Source organism: Undibacterium sp. GW821-FHT11B02 (assembly GCF_058808955.1).
Genome location: NZ_JBXASD010000016.1, coordinates 61,606 through 76,034, shown reverse-complemented (window position 1 = coordinate 76,034; position 14,429 = coordinate 61,606). Strand labels below are relative to the sequence as shown.

General features: G+C 51.6%; 10 protein-coding genes. 4 read left to right on the top strand and 6 right to left on the bottom strand.

The window, feature by feature from the left end:
• Nucleotides 1-36: 36 nt before the first annotated feature.
• Nucleotides 37-1,089, top strand: coding sequence for a GlxA family transcriptional regulator (locus AC1RVX_RS26620; RefSeq protein WP_493219610.1), 1,053 nt, complete (start codon nucleotides 37-39; stop codon nucleotides 1,087-1,089).
• Here AC1RVX_RS26620 and AC1RVX_RS26615 read toward each other — a convergent pair.
• The 3 genes from AC1RVX_RS26615 to AC1RVX_RS26605 form a co-directional block, all read right to left on the bottom strand.
• Entirely contained in the window at nucleotides 1,049-1,684 is a 636-nt protein-coding gene (locus AC1RVX_RS26615) for a YitT family protein (RefSeq protein WP_493219609.1), read from the bottom strand. The genes AC1RVX_RS26620 and AC1RVX_RS26615 overlap by 41 nt on opposite strands.
• Before the next feature lie 193 nt (nucleotides 1,685-1,877).
• Nucleotides 1,878-2,858: a tetratricopeptide repeat protein gene (locus tag AC1RVX_RS26610; protein ID WP_493219608.1), complete on the bottom strand. Its 981-nt coding sequence runs from the start codon at nucleotides 2,856-2,858 to the stop codon at nucleotides 1,878-1,880.
• Nucleotides 2,859-2,949: 91 nt separating this feature from the next.
• Entirely contained in the window at nucleotides 2,950-4,968 is a 2,019-nt protein-coding gene (locus AC1RVX_RS26605; protein WP_493219607.1) for a site-specific recombinase, read from the bottom strand.
• Between the two features lie 201 nt (nucleotides 4,969-5,169).
• Here AC1RVX_RS26605 and AC1RVX_RS26600 point away from each other — a divergent pair, with 201 nt between their 5' ends.
• The gene (locus AC1RVX_RS26600; protein WP_493219606.1) at nucleotides 5,170-6,471 is read left to right on the top strand and encodes a hemolysin family protein; all 1,302 of its coding nucleotides are present in this window, start codon (nucleotides 5,170-5,172) and stop codon (nucleotides 6,469-6,471) included.
• A gap of 196 nt (nucleotides 6,472-6,667) precedes the next feature.
• Nucleotides 6,668-10,312, top strand: coding sequence for a bifunctional diguanylate cyclase/phosphodiesterase (locus tag AC1RVX_RS26595; RefSeq protein WP_493219605.1), 3,645 nt, complete (start codon nucleotides 6,668-6,670; stop codon nucleotides 10,310-10,312).
• A 66-nt stretch (nucleotides 10,313-10,378) separates the two neighbouring features.
• Here AC1RVX_RS26595 and AC1RVX_RS26590 read toward each other — a convergent pair whose 3' ends face one another.
• From AC1RVX_RS26590 to AC1RVX_RS26580, 3 genes are all read right to left on the bottom strand, one after another.
• Nucleotides 10,379-11,491 (bottom strand): 6-phosphofructokinase, encoded by a 1,113-nt coding sequence (locus AC1RVX_RS26590; RefSeq protein WP_493219604.1) that lies wholly within the window; start codon nucleotides 11,489-11,491, stop codon nucleotides 10,379-10,381.
• A 23-nt stretch (nucleotides 11,492-11,514) separates the two neighbouring features.
• On the bottom strand, nucleotides 11,515-12,453 hold the full coding sequence (locus AC1RVX_RS26585; protein ID WP_493219603.1) for a DUF4214 domain-containing protein: 939 nt from the start codon (nucleotides 12,451-12,453) through the stop codon (nucleotides 11,515-11,517).
• Nucleotides 12,454-12,606: 153 nt separating this feature from the next.
• Nucleotides 12,607-13,467: an MBL fold metallo-hydrolase gene (locus tag AC1RVX_RS26580; RefSeq protein ID WP_493219602.1), complete on the bottom strand. Its 861-nt coding sequence runs from the start codon at nucleotides 13,465-13,467 to the stop codon at nucleotides 12,607-12,609.
• 142 nt (nucleotides 13,468-13,609) lie between these two features.
• Between AC1RVX_RS26580 and AC1RVX_RS26575 the strand changes: the two genes are divergently transcribed.
• Nucleotides 13,610-14,422, top strand: a complete 813-nt coding sequence (locus AC1RVX_RS26575) for a sulfite exporter TauE/SafE family protein (protein WP_493219601.1) — start codon at nucleotides 13,610-13,612, stop codon at nucleotides 14,420-14,422.
• Nucleotides 14,423-14,429: the final 7 nt, after the last annotated feature.

Sequence of the window (14,429 nt, the reverse complement as noted above, 5' to 3'; positions counted from 1 at the left end):
TATGATCATGCTTTTGCTTATGCGCGAGGTCAGACTGTGAAATCAGATAAGGGTGCGGATAAACGTGCAGACAAAAACGGTTTTCCCCGCAGGCTTGATATTATCGTGTATCCCGGTTTCAAGGCGCTGGAAGCGATAGGGCCAATGTCGGTGTTTGAATATGCGAATATCCATTTGCAGCGCCAGGGCAAGTCTGCCGCCTATGATGTCAAAATTGCTGCTGCCCAGATTGGACCGGTGCACTCAGACACGCTGATGAGCCTGGATGCCACCAAGGCCATCAACCCGCTGGCATTGCCAGACGACGCGATCATTGTCGGCTCGCGCCATATTCGTGAGGCGCTGGAGGATAATGGCGCGATCATCGACTGGGTGGCGCACGTGGCACCCAAAATTCAGCGTCTGGCGGCTTTATGCTCGGGTGCTTTCTTCCTGGCGAAGACAGGGCTGCTGGATGGCAAGCATGCCACCACGCACTGGAGTGTGGCGCGCCAGTTGCAGGATGATTTCCCGGCTGTACAGGTGGATGCCGATGCTATCTTCATACGCAGCGGTAACCTGTGGACATCGGCAGGTGTGACGGCAGGCATAGACCTGGCGCTGGCCTTTGTCGAAGATGATTGCGGCCATGAACTGGCGCTGGAAGTTGCCAGTGACATGGTGGTCTACCTGAAACGCCCTGGTGGGCAATCGCAATTCAGTACCCATTTGCTGAGCCAGAAAACGGCACAGACCAATATCCGCGAACTGCAGCAGTGGATCTTGTCCAACCTGCATCAACGCTTGCCGGTGTCGCAACTGGCGGATATGGCGGGTATGAGCTTGCGCAATTTCACCCGTCTGTTTCAGCGTGAAGTGGGTGTCAGTACTTCAGAATTTATCGAAACTGCACGCCTTGAATGTGCCCAGCGCTTATTGGCCGATGTATCAGAACAGGCCATGCCGGTCAAAACCATTGCTGCCCGCTGCGGTTTCGCCAGCGATGATCATTTGCGCCGGGTATTTCAAAAGCATCTGCATCTGTCTCCGACGCAATACCGTGACAGGTTTACATCGCCACATAACGGTCAGGGCGGTGGTTCAGGCTGATTGCCAGGTTCAGGGCAAAGGCACCCAAGATGGAAGCCAGCAGTGCCATCGGTGTCACCACCGCCAGCGAAGCCATGACTATGCAAAAATCCACCGCCATTTGCAGTGTGCCCGCACGTATGCCGCGTTTTTCTTGCAAGTACAAGGCCAGGATATTGATGCCGCCGAGACTGGCCTGATGGCGGAAAAGAACAATAAAACCTACCCCCATCATCAAGCCACCGATCAGCGCGACATAGAAAGGGGTCAATGCTGTCATGCTGGCCAGATGTATCAGTTTGGGATGCAGGCCAGAAAACACGGATACCAGTACCACTGAACAAAATGTCTTGAGCGTGAAGCGCCAGCCCATGCGTCGCCAGGCCAGCCAGTAAAATGGCAAATTGATCAGGAAAAACACCAGGCCGAAGGATAGCCCAGTACTGTAATGAATCAGAAAGGCAAGGCCAGCGGTGCCACCAGTCAGCAAGCCGGCCTGATTAAACAAGGCGACACCCAGCGACACCAGCATGGTGCCTGTAAAGATGGCCAGCACGTCTTCCAGCAGGCTGTGTGCTACCAGGGGTTTGGATGGGGTGTCGCTGACGGTTTTCATGGCGAAAATGCAAGGTCTATAAGCTTCTATAAGCTTTGATGAGCGACAATTATACTTGCTGGTATGCCAGCTACCTATTGGTCTGGCGGGTGATAGTCTGCTTCGTTGATGTGCGTCAAGACCTGGCAGCCATTCCCTTAAGATTCGATGCTGCCTTATAGTAAAGCCGGCAACAGTATGCGGGCTATTGTCATCAGCTCTTTAGTGTCTTCAACTGGGTTTCTGCATCTTCCCGCAATTTTTTGTTGAGGGCAGGTTTGTACGACAAGGCTCTCTCAAAATTTGAAATAGCCTTGGGTTTGTCGTTGATAGCCTGTTGACATTGGCCCAGGCGATAGTGGCTTGCGGCATTGGCGTCAATGCTCAGGGATTTTTCAAACCAGTTGATGGCGTCCTTGTGTTTGCCCTGTTCCTGCAAGGCGCGACCCATGCCATAGGAACCCTGGTATTTGTCCGGGTAACGCTGTTGCAGTTCACTGAAAACACGTTCTGCATCGGCATATTTCTTTTCTTGCACATACACGGCACCAACGTTGAACAGCACGTTGCGCTGCATTTTCGCCAGGGCTTCGACATTGCCGGGGATGGCCGAGAGGGCATTGGTTTCTGCACGGCTGGCTTTTTCGTCCGACAAGTCTATCGTTGCCTGCATCAGGTTGCTAGCTGCACTGCTGACCTTGGCGGTCTCCAGCACCAGGTTTTGCGCTTTGCTTTTACCGCCACCGGCAATTGCAGGCGCCTGCAGGTAATACTGCAAAAGGGAATTACGGGCACCGAAATTTTTTGGGTCCAGTTCCACCGCCTTGATAAAGGCATCACGGATTTTTCCGGCGTAGGACATGGCGGCAAACATGCTGCCTGAGGTGGCTTTGGTTCCCAGCACATTGCCCAGCATTTCATGGCATTCGGACATCTGTGGGTGTGTGCTGATGCATTGTTCGGCAAATTTTGCAGCATCATCGAGTTTATCGAGTTTGCCTTCGGCCAGTATCAGGTCAGCCTTTGCCAACAGGGCATCGGCATTGTTTGGGTCACTGACCAATTTTGCACTGGCTGCTTTATCGGCTTCTGTATATTTCTTTGCTTTCATCAGCGCTTCATATTCATGGGCGCTGGCGGCTTGTACTGTCACCATGGCAATCGAAGTGATAAGCAATTTTTTCAACAATTTCATAACGTTCCAGATCGGGATGATGACTCAAACTTAACGGGGACCAGCCAGTTTTGGTTGACCGGTCCACGGTTTTGATCTGGCTGCTGTCAATTTATTTGGGAGCATCCTGTTCTGTTTCAGCTTCCTCATGGTCTGCTGGCGGCAGGAAAAAATCACGCGGGCCTTGCCAGAAGCGGGTCCACAGCAAGACAGTCAGCAAGCCGCCCTGACCAAAACTGACACGTCGTGAACGCAAGGCAACCAGCATCGCCAGGCTAAAGCTGACACCCAGGTTCACCATGCCGATAGCGATGATGCCAAACAGCGAATACGCAGCCAGTTGCCAGCTAATATGATTATCGAGTCCGACCAGCGCAAAGGCAAAATTGGCGCTGGCAAAGGTGATGTGGCGGATATCAATCGGTAAGCCAAAGAAGCTGCCCAGCTGACCAATCGTACCCAACATGATGCCAAAGAAAAAATTACCTGCCAGGGCACCCAGGTTATTGCCGATATAGGTGGTGACCCGCAGCAATCTGTCTTCACCCAATATCTTCTTCAGCCAGCCTAGTTGCCGCAAGCGTTCAGGGATATTGGCATAGCTGGCCTTGTTGTCGTAATAGCCGGAAATCAGTCCCGACAAAAACAGGCAAACCCCGGCAATCGCCGCGTGCGGCAGGGCCAGGCTACCAAAAGGATCTATGTCATGCAGTAAATGCTCGGCCTTTTCTGGTGACACCATGTGCTTGCCGGAGATCATTACCCAGGCCCAGGCAATGGCGTAGGCTGTTGGTATGGCCAGACCTACGTTGCCGATAATGGCAATGAATTGTGAGCGAAGTACACGTACAATCAACTCTACCAACTCATCGAGCTTTTGCTTGCCTTCGTCTATCGCACGGGCAATCAAGGCAGCCGTCATGGCTGGCTGTTTGGTGGCGATGGTGAAGTGCAGTACATGCACCAGCATGAAGCCGGAAGAGTAATTCAGGCTGTATAGCAGCGCATAGCCAAATGGTGCCATCGCCAGGCTGCCAAACACGATTTTGATCATCGCCATGAAGCCGACGATAAACCCCGCTCCCATGGCCGACCATAGCATGCTCATCCATTCGGCCCGATTGTTGGTGACGTAATGCTCGCCACTGCGACCTGCTCTTTCAGTTACCTGCAAGGACAATAGTTCGGTACTGGTCTGAATTAAATTGCCCAGACTGTGGCGCTGGTTGTCGGCAGTGACCAGCTCTTTCAGCAACTGTGCACCTAAAGGCCCTGCTGCACCCATATCGCGGCTATCAAGCAGGTCCAGCAATTGGCGCAGACGGGCGATGCTTTGTGTCAGTTGTAGCAGCAAACGGGTCAGGCTGATGGACACGCCCTGGAATGCAGCCGTCTTGCGTATGCGACTGGTGATTTCTTCACATTGAGTCAGCAAGACTTCAATGTGTTTGCCATCTTCCCGCATCTGGTTTTTATCGACCAGCCACTGGCTGTAAAAAAGCACGTAATCGTTGATGGCATCGTTTTGCCGCAGGAAGGGTGATTCGAATTTTTCTATATCCGGGTGATTGCGTACCAGTTCTGCTTCCAGCCCGATATTGGTGATGCGATATGACAATACCTGTACTGCACTCAATATTTCTGACGTCAACACGCCGTGCGTGGTACGGACGGTGCGCGAGCGAAAGCCGATGGCGCTGATCAAATCTATCCAGGTCTGGTCCTCAACACCGTTGACCCAGATATGGTCAGTCTGCTCGCTGAATAATTGGCCGAACACATCTTTGATGTAGGTGTCATTGACCAGCGGTGGCAGCAGTTTGTTCAGCAGGCGCTGTCTGGCCGCCGACCAGAATCCAATATTCTGCGTAATGCCAGTGTCGGTAAATAAATGCACAAGCTTGCGCGTGGTTAACGCCTGTAGCAAATAGCAGCGCAATGCGTTACGCCATGCTGGGCGTTGTCGCAACACAAAGCATAAGGCACGCAGATTATCGGTGGCACGGGCGATATCATGTGGTCGTGGAGGCCTTATTTCTGCGACCAGATGACGTAAATATTGAATATCGTTCAATGCAGGTTCTGCGGTCAGGCGGATTTCAATCTCGGCCAAAACGTTGTCTATGCTCAAACGTTTCTCCTCAAAGTGCAATAGAGTCTAGGTTTTAACGCAAATTGCGCTATTTGTCATGTGAACAAGTCATTCTGTTTGTAAGTAAATGTGGTTTGCTTCTCATAATGTGGAGGTCGCACCGCATATTCCATCCCAATTGCATGCAAGTAAGGGCAATTTAGTCTAAAGTGTCGGCTTGTGCATAACAAAGGTTAGACGTTGGAAAATTTATTGCTGGTGCTTGCTGCCCTGTTACTGGTCCTGTTAAACGGCTTTTTCGTCGCAGCGGAGTTTGGTCTGGTGAAGTTGCGTCAGACCAGGGTACGCAGTATTGCGAAGACGTCGGGTTTGCGGGGCCGTTTGTTATTTACGGTCCATCAGCATCTGGATACCTATTTGTCTGCCTGCCAGTTGGGTATTACGCTGGCCTCATTGGGCCTGGGCTGGATAGGTGAACCGGCCTTTGCCAGTCTGTTGCATCCCCTGTTTATCATTGTTGGCGTTAATTCGGCAGAATTGATACACGGTATTTCTTTTTTCTTCGCCTTCTTTGTCATTTCCTTCCTGCACATCGTGGTCGGTGAGCTGGCACCCAAATCCATGGCCATACGCATGCCGGAGCGGGTATCCCTGTGGACTGCACCAGCGCTATACGCATTTTACTGGGCGATGTACCCGGCTATCTGGACCCTTAACTGGAGTTCCAACAAGGTCTTGAAATGGGTAGGTCTGAGTGCCGAGCATGGCGGTGACGCCCATTATTCGCCGGAAGAACTGAAACTGATCTTGCGTGGCAGCCATGGCGGCAAGAAAGAAACCCGCGACGAGTGGAGCATCATGGCCCAGGTGCTGGATTTTGGCGGCCTGGAAATTTCCGACCTGATGCGTCCCATCAATGAAGTGGTGGCCATGTATAAAAGTGCCTCACTTGAAGAAAACATGGAAACAGCTGCCCGCAACCGTTTCAGCCGTTATCCCTATTTCGATGAAGATGACGAAACCGTGCTCGGCATGCTGCATTTGAAGGACCTGTTTTTGGCACAGCTGGCTGGCAAGCCGTTGGAAGATCTGAGCAAGCATTTGCGCCAGGTTGAATTTGTCCCACCGACCATGCCAGCACTGGAGTTGTTTCGCCGCTTCCGCAAAGGTGCACCGCATTTTGCCATCGTCGGTACCCGCGGTAGCAAGCCGGTCGGTTTCCTGACGCTGGACAACCTGCTCAGCGCCCTGGTCGGCCAGATACGTGATGAATTCCGCCAGAATGAAAATGACTGGACTCTGCTGGATGACGGCACCCTGATAGGCAAGGGCAGCCTGCCCCTGTTTACCCTGGGTAGTGCACTGGGCTTTGATGTTGACAGTGACGAAGTTGAATCCATTGGCGGTTTGATCATGCACAAGCTTGGTGATTTACCGGTGGAAGGTCAAAAAGTTGAATTCGAGCGTTTTGACGCTGTTGTAAAAAAAATGAATGGCCCACGTATTATTTTGGTCCGTATTCATCCAAAACACGAACCATAAGCAACGCTTGTCCAGACAAAAGTCTGGGCGGGATTGGTGTAGCGCAAACCTGATTCAAATAAGCATTTGAGGCCGTGCCTGAGTCCGTTACACTATACTCAAGTGTAGAATTGCATTACAAGAAACATACTTTAGAATAAAAATCCCGCGCACTGACGCAGTTTTTTGTTGCCCGAGTCTTGAAAGCCTTCCTTCGATGACTTCTCACAACGGTTTATCTAACTACTCCCGCAGCTTCTGGCTGACATTGGGGGTATTCGCCATGTTTACGCTGGTTTTTATCTGGTATGTGCGCTCAGAAAAGTCCATAGACCAGATGAACGAGCTCAGGTTTGAATCTCATGTCTTGTCCATGGAGCTGCAACAAACCTCGGAAGACCTGACGCGCATGGTGCGCAGTTATATTGTTACTGGCAATCCCGACTACAAGCGTTATTACCAGCATATCCTGGATGTGCGCAATGGCAAGGCAGCGCGGCCAGCGCCGGGGCAGAACCTGTTCTGGGATCTGGTTCCAGCGATCAATACCAGTCGCACGACGGATCATCCTGGCGTCGCCGGACGCAGCATCCCTTTGCTTGAGTTGCTTGGTAACGCGGGCCTAAGTAAAGAAGAATTGGCCAAACTGGAACTGGCCAAGGCCAATTCTGATGCCCTGACCAGCTTAGAGCGGGCCGCAATGCAGTTAATAGAAAGCCCCACAGAAGATCCGCAATTAGCAAGACAACGTGCTATCACCATGTTGTATGACGAGCAGTACCGGCAAGCCAAACTGGCCATCTTGCGCCCGATTGCGCAAGCCCATGAAATGATAGAAATACGCAATCTGGGTTTGGTCAGGGAGGCAGAGCAGTTTGCCTTACGTATGCGCGTTCTGTTCATTGTGGTTGGCATTTTGCTAGTGGGTTTGCTATGGCGATCTTACCGTGCCCTAAATCTGACGTTGGGTAGTACGCTGAGTGAGGTACATGCAGGTCTGGTGAATTTGGGCAAAGGGAATTTTGCTGGGCCCGTGACCGTCAGGCAAGGAGCGGAAGACAGTATTATGGGGTGGCTGGTCGTTACCCGGCAAAGGCTGGCAGCTATTGAAGCAGAAAGACGCCTGGCGGCACAGAAAAGTGCACGGTTAAACCAGCTTTATGGTGCCTTGGCACAGTGCAATCAGTCCATTTTACGCATTGACAACCGGGCTGAACTGATGCCACGCATCTGCGAAGATGCAGTCACGATAGGTGGGCTTAAAATGGCCTGGATAGGTTTGGCAGATGAGAGCGAGCAGGTGTTGAAACCTATTGCCTCGTTTGGAGCAGGCGTTGATTACCTGCGTGACTTGCATATTTCACTCCGTCCCGGTGAATTGACTGCCCAGGGGCCGAGCGCTCAGGCATATTTGCAAAAGACACCTTACTGGTGCCAGCATTTTTTAACTGATCCTGTCACCGCGCCGTGGCACGTGCGTGGCGCTGAACAAGGATGGCAGGCTTCAGCGGCACTGCCTTTGCTTAACAATGGCAAGGTAGTGGGTACCTTCAACCTGTATTCAGATCATGAAAATGCCTTTGATGAAGCGGTACAGGATTTGCTGATCGAATTTGCGGTGGACGTCAGCCATGTGCTAAATCGTTTCGACCTCGAAGCCGAGCGTCAGCACGCGTTGCAGATGGAAGAGTTACGTAGCTTTATGTTGGAGAGAATTACCGGTACTGCGACGCAGAAAGAGCTATTTCATGATGTCGTACTGAAGGTGGAATCGCTATTGCCGGATTGCCTGTGTTCTATTATGTTGCTGGACAAGGATGGTGTGCGTTTGCGCACTGGCGCTGCACCCAGTTTGCCAGAATTTTATACCAGTGCCATAGACGGGGTGCAGATAGGTGTCGGCGTGGGGTCTTGCGGAAATGCCTTGTTTACCGGGAATCGCACTATTGCTGCCGATTTGTCTACTCACCCTTATTGGCTCAATTATTGGGCCGTGGCTGAGCAGGCGGACCTGCACTCTTGCTGGTCAGAGCCGTTTTTTTCTGCAGATCGCAAGGTCATAGGTGCCTTTGCCATTTATCACCGAAAGCCTTTGAGCCCTGATTTGTTTTCCCTGCAGATGCTTGAAATGGCAGCAAACCTGATCGCCATCGGCATAGAACGCAAGCAGACAGAAGAGACCTTGCGCAAACTGTCACAAGCGCTGGAACAGAGCTCGAATGCCATCGTCATTACCGATACCCAGGTTAATATTGAATATGCCAATGTCGCCTATCTGAAGAATGCGGGCATGCGTCTTGATGAAGTGGTCGGGCGCAAGCCCAGTATCATGCGGTCAGGCCGGACCGCGCCGGAAATTTATGATGACATGTGGCAGCAGCTTGAGCGTGGCGAAAGCTGGAAAGGCGAACTGATCAACCGTTACGCTGATGGCCTGGATCATACTGACCTTGCCCATATTTCGCCAATACGCAACAGTGAAGGTGTAGTGACCAATTTCCTGTCAATACAGGAAGACATCACCGACAAAAAACGTACTGAAGAACGTATCAAATATCTTGCCCACTATGATGCACTGACAGGCTTGCCCAACCGCACTCTGCTGGACGAACTGGCGCGTTATGCACTTAGTCTGGCGGAAAGAAATAATGATTCACTGGCGGTGATTTTCTTTGACCTGGATCACTTCAAGGACATTAACGATACCCTTGGTCACAGTTTGGGCGATGTTATGCTGGTTGAACTTGCCAAGCGTCTGGTGGCTGCGATGCGTGAAAATGATACGATCTCACGGCTGGGTGGCGACGAATTTATTTTGTTATTGACAGGTGTCGATGAGCACAAGGCGGAACAGGTGGTACAAAAACTTATGCAGGTTGTTAATGCGCCATTCTGTATCGGTGACTATGATTTGAATGTGACAGCTTCCTTGGGTATTGCCATTTATCCTAACGATGGTAAAGACCTCGAAACATTGTCCCGCAATGCCGATGCCGCCATGTATCGCGCCAAGCGTGAAGGACGCAATGCTTTCCGCTTCTTTACCCAGGAAATGCAGGAGCGTTCGACCCGCCATCTGGAACTGGTGAATGCCCTGCGCCAGGCAGTGGAAAAACAGCAGTTTCAATTACATTATCAACCGCAAATTGCCATGCAGACAGGTGCTGTGCTGGGTGCAGAGGCGCTGTTGCGTTGGCAGCATCCGCTGCTGGGTGCGGTATCGCCAGCGGAATTTATTCCGGTTGCAGAAGAAAGCGGTCTGATTTTGTCCATTGGTGAATGGGTCTTGCGCACGGCCGTGCGGCAATGGAAACAGTGGCAGGAAAATGGTCTCCCCGATTTGCTGATTGCCGTCAATTTGTCAGCGGTCCAGTTCCGTCACCATGATTTACCCGCATTGGTCACGCGCATTTTACGTGAAGCAGATATGCCGCCTGAATGCCTGGAACTGGAATTGACCGAGGGCGTTGCCATGCATGATCCGCAAGGCGCTGTTGCAGTCATGAATAATCTGCACGAGCGTGGCATACGCATGTCCATCGATGATTTTGGTACAGGCTATTCATCACTTAGTTACCTGAAGCAGTTCAAGGTGTATAAACTGAAGATAGACCAGAGTTTTGTGCGCGATATTACCAGTGACCCGGAAGACCGGGCGATTGTCAGTGCAGTTATCAGCATGGCCAGAAGCATGGGTTTAATGACGATCGCAGAAGGTGTGGAAACGAAAGAACAGCTGGAATTTTTGCGTGAGCAAACCTGCGATGAAGTACAGGGCTATCTGTATTCGAAACCCTTGCCAGCCGACCAGTTTGAAGCCTATGTCAGGAGAAGTTTGAAGCCTATATCAGGAGAAGTTTGAAGCACCAGGGCTGCGGCTCTATCTCACTGGCCTGCTAAAAAGATAGATCAAAACACCCTTGGAAATTCAGTTGTCACCAAGGCAGATGCCGATGTCACGGGCAGTTTGCAGGGTGTCGCTATCCATGGGTACTGCTTTCATGCGTCCCGCTACCTCTTCCAATGCGACATAATTCACGTTCGGAAAAGCCAGGGCCACCATGATGCCGGAATGCCCTTCGTCCAGCGCACGTACTGCCGCTGCGCCAAAACGCATGGCTGACAGACGATCAAATGCTGTCGGGCTGCCACCGCGCAGCAAATGACCCAGTACCACGGCGCGGGCTTCCTTGCCCGTAAGTTGCTGCAAGTCACGCGCCAGTTTTTCACCTATGCCGCCCAGCCTTTCAACGTGCCCGCTGCCAGCACTTTCCTGTACGGCATGCTGTCCTCCTATGGGTGTCGCCCCTTCTGCTGCCAATACAATGGAATAATGGCGGCCATTGGCATCGCGGTGACTTATCATGGCAGCGATTTTTTCAGCATCATAGGGAATTTCAGGTATCACGATGGCATGGGCATTGGCTGCAATGCCGGAATGCAAGGCAATCCATCCGGCATAACGCCCCATTACTTCTACCACCATGATGCGCTGGTGGCTTTCCGCCGTGCTATGTAGTCTGTCCACACATTCGGTAGCAAACGACACTGCCGTATCAAAACCAAAAGTGGTAAAGGTCTTGTCCAGGTCGTTATCTATGGTCTTGGGTACCCCCACCACCCGCAAGCCTTGCAGGTGCAAGGCATTGGCGATGGTCAGCGTGCCGTCACCACCTATGCAGACCAGGGCATCGATATCCATCTGCTTCAGATGGCGGTGGATATCACCGCTACGGTCAATCTCTTGCACGCTGCCATCTGGCATGGTAGTGGCAAACTTCAAGGGGTTGCCATGATTGGTGGTTCCCAATATCGTGCCACCCAGATGCCCTATACCGCGCACCTGATCCACTGTCAGACGCACGACACCGTTGTGCGGATAGCGTTCAGGTAGCAAGATACCGTTGAAGCCTTCGCGTATGCCAAAACATTCCCAACCACGCCGTTCTGCTGCCAGTACTACCGAACGTATGACAGCGTTGAGGCCAGGAGCATCACCACCACCGGTGCTGATGGCTATACGTTTGATGGGTGCGGACATGGCAGGCCTTGTAGGATGAGGGTTTAACCAAAGGGGATATATTCTATGCCATGAGAAATTTGTCCTATCACCTGGGCGATGTTTTCTGCACTTTCACTAAAGCTGGCCAGAATATCCGAACGTGTCATGCCGGCTGCAACGCGGCCATTCCAGTAGTCGAAACCTGCCTGGTCTGGATTGCGATGCAACACATTGTTATACAGTGCTGTCAAAAACGTGCTGTCTGAGATATTAGCACCATACATTTGTTTGAATTCAGCAGAATTCACAAAACCTGCCGCGACATGGTTCAGGTTTTCAGCCCCTTTGTCCAGTTGACCTATCCAGTATCCCAATCCTGCCTTGTCAGGCGTGCGATTGAAGGCTGCCTGATACAGTCGATAGGCTTGGCCAGCATTACCATCCAGATCCAGAGCCACCATCTTGTCAGTAAATTGCAGTCTTTCAACGTTCGTAAAATAATCCACCTGGCCGTTCACTGCAGTTCCTGGTGCATTAATGGTGGTAGTGAAGCCATTTTTCACCTGGTTGATTGAGAAGTTATTTGACACAGCCTGTATCAGCACCGTGTCCAGGCCCGCACCACCATCAAAGCTGTCATTACCCAGGCCAAGGTAGAATAATTCATTCCCCGCGGTGCCAGTCCAGGTATCGTCCCCGGCCACCATCTTGACGAAAATAGTTGACAGTTGGCTAAAGTCATCATTGGCTTGGATTTGATACGAAACTCCGCTGATGCTGAACTGCTCGACACCCAGTGCATTTCTTACAGTAAATGAGGTTATTGTGCCACTGGTCGGCGTGTAACTGCCACTACTGTAGGTGAGGTTATAGCCCGCCCATTCGGATTGCATGAAGCTGCTGATAAAACTACCTGATGTGGATTTTTGTGAAGAGCTGATAGCAGTTGCTATAGGTGCAGTGAAATTCAAGCCTTGACCTGTGACGTGGATAGTTGCCATAGTTTTCCTTCAAGTTGCGATGATTGATCACTCTACATGGAGTGGATTCTGTGTGCAAAAGTAAATTGTTTCAAAATGATAACATTTTATAATTTTGCGTGCAGACACACCACTGCCTTTGAACTGGCATGGATCAGGGAGTTCACTGTTTTTTTAAAGACTGTTCAGCGGGATTTTTAAATAGCTGATGCCATTGTTATCAGGGGCAGGAAAAACGCCGGCACGAATATTTACCTGTATGGCAGGCAGTAAGAGGTAGGGCATTTCCAGGCCACTGTCGCGCTTGTCCCGCATGGCCACGAATTCTGCTTCTGCTACACCATCGCGGACATGGATGTTTTCTGTTTTTTGCTGCGCAACCGTGGTTTGGGTACAGGTGCTGCGTCCGGCAGGCGGATAATCGTGGCACAAAAATAGCCGTGTTTCTGGCGCGTATGCCAGTAACCTGTGTATGGAATGATATAGCTGGGTGGCGTCACCACCGGGGAAATCGCAGCGTGCCGTACCTACATCTGGCATGAACAGCGTGTCACCGACAAAGATGCTGTCAACGATATGGTAGGCCATGTCTGCCGGGGTGTGGCCGGGTACAAATAATGCACGGGCTGTCAGTTTGCCGATGAAAAATTCTTCATTATCGATAAAAAGGTGATCGAATTGTGAGCCATCCACGGCGAATGCCGGTTCCAGGTTGAACAAGGATTTGAAAACCTGTTGCACCTCGCCGATGTGTTGGCCGATGGCGATTTTGCCACCAGCATGTTGCTTGATGTATTGCGCTGCGGACAGGTGGTCGGCGTGGGCATGGGTTTCCAGTATCCATTGCAGTTGTAATTGCTGTGACTGAAGAAATTCCAGTACCTGGTCGGCAGACTGAGTTTTTGTGCGGCCTGATTTGGGCTCGTAATTCAGCACCGGATCAATCACGGCAGCATGGCCGCCAGCCTCATCAAACACGACATGCGTAGCTGTGCAGGTTTGGGTATCGAAGAAACTTTGTATGTGCGGTTTCATGGAGAGTCCGGTTTTGCGTGATGTGCTGATGATAGCAAAATTGTTGGTGAATTTGATATCGTGTTTGCGTTAATCTAAAGAGGCCTTGACTCGACGAGTCAATCAGCAAGGAATACACTTACCATTTTTATTGCGAGGTTTTATGCTACTCCCGCTGACTGATGTCTTCGTTATCCTGATTGGTGCTGTGGTTGGACTGATCATGGGTTTGACGGGAGCGGGTGGCGGAATACTTGCGGTCCCGGCGCTGGTGTACGCGCAGGGTTGGAGTATGCAGCAAGCCATGCCGGTTGCCTTGCTTGCTGTCAGCACGGCCGCTGCTATCGGTGCTATTGAAGGCTTGTATCGTAAGCAGGTGCGTTATCGGGCTGCCATCCTGATGGCGGTAGCCGGCAGTCTTCCCACGCTACTGGGCGTGCAGCTTGCACATCGTCTGTCGCAGCAATGGCTGATGCTGGCTTTTGCGCTGATCCTGTGTGCTGTTGCAGTACGCCTGGTGGTGCAGGTAAGGTCGCCAGAAGATGAGCACGGTCCGCGTTCTGCACTCGCGCGTATCAATCACAGTACCGGCCGGTTTGAATGGTCTTTTAAAACGGGGGCGGTGATTGCCTCAATTGGTGCTGTCTCAGGCTTCATGACGGGTTTGCTGGGTGTTGGTGGTGGCTTCGTCATTGTCCCCATGCTCAGGCATTACACCAATGCCAGCATACATGTGGCAGTGGCGACATCGCTATTGGTCGTCAGTCTGGTGGGTAGCATGGGAGTAGGTTCCGCCGTGCTGAGTGGAGCCAGCTTGCCACTGGCTTTGTCAGTTTTTTTCGTCATCACTACGGTGGGCGGTATGCTGGCTGCACGACGCATTGCTGTGCGTCTGCCTGCTCATCAGGTACAGAGCATTTTCATTGGCATGCTGGTCTGTGTGGCAATCAGTCTGTTTTACCGCGCCTTGATTTGAGTCGTCC

Bases quoted from the DNA above. Each gene is read 5' to 3' on its own strand.
- AC1RVX_RS26615 (WP_493219609.1), bottom strand. From the start codon at position 1,684: ATGAAAACCGTCAGCGACACCCCATCCAAACCCCTGGTAGCACACAGC.
- AC1RVX_RS26610 (WP_493219608.1), bottom strand. From the start codon at position 2,858: ATGAAATTGTTGAAAAAATTGCTTATCACTTCGATTGCCATGGTGACA.
- AC1RVX_RS26595 (WP_493219605.1), top strand. From the start codon at position 6,668: ATGACTTCTCACAACGGTTTATCTAACTACTCCCGCAGCTTCTGGCTG.
- AC1RVX_RS26590 (WP_493219604.1), bottom strand. From the start codon at position 11,491: ATGTCCGCACCCATCAAACGTATAGCCATCAGCACCGGTGGTGGTGAT.
- AC1RVX_RS26585 (WP_493219603.1), bottom strand. From the start codon at position 12,453: ATGGCAACTATCCACGTCACAGGTCAAGGCTTGAATTTCACTGCACCT.
- AC1RVX_RS26580 (WP_493219602.1), bottom strand. From the start codon at position 13,467: ATGAAACCGCACATACAAAGTTTCTTCGATACCCAAACCTGCACAGCT.
- AC1RVX_RS26575 (WP_493219601.1), top strand. From the start codon at position 13,610: ATGCTACTCCCGCTGACTGATGTCTTCGTTATCCTGATTGGTGCTGTG.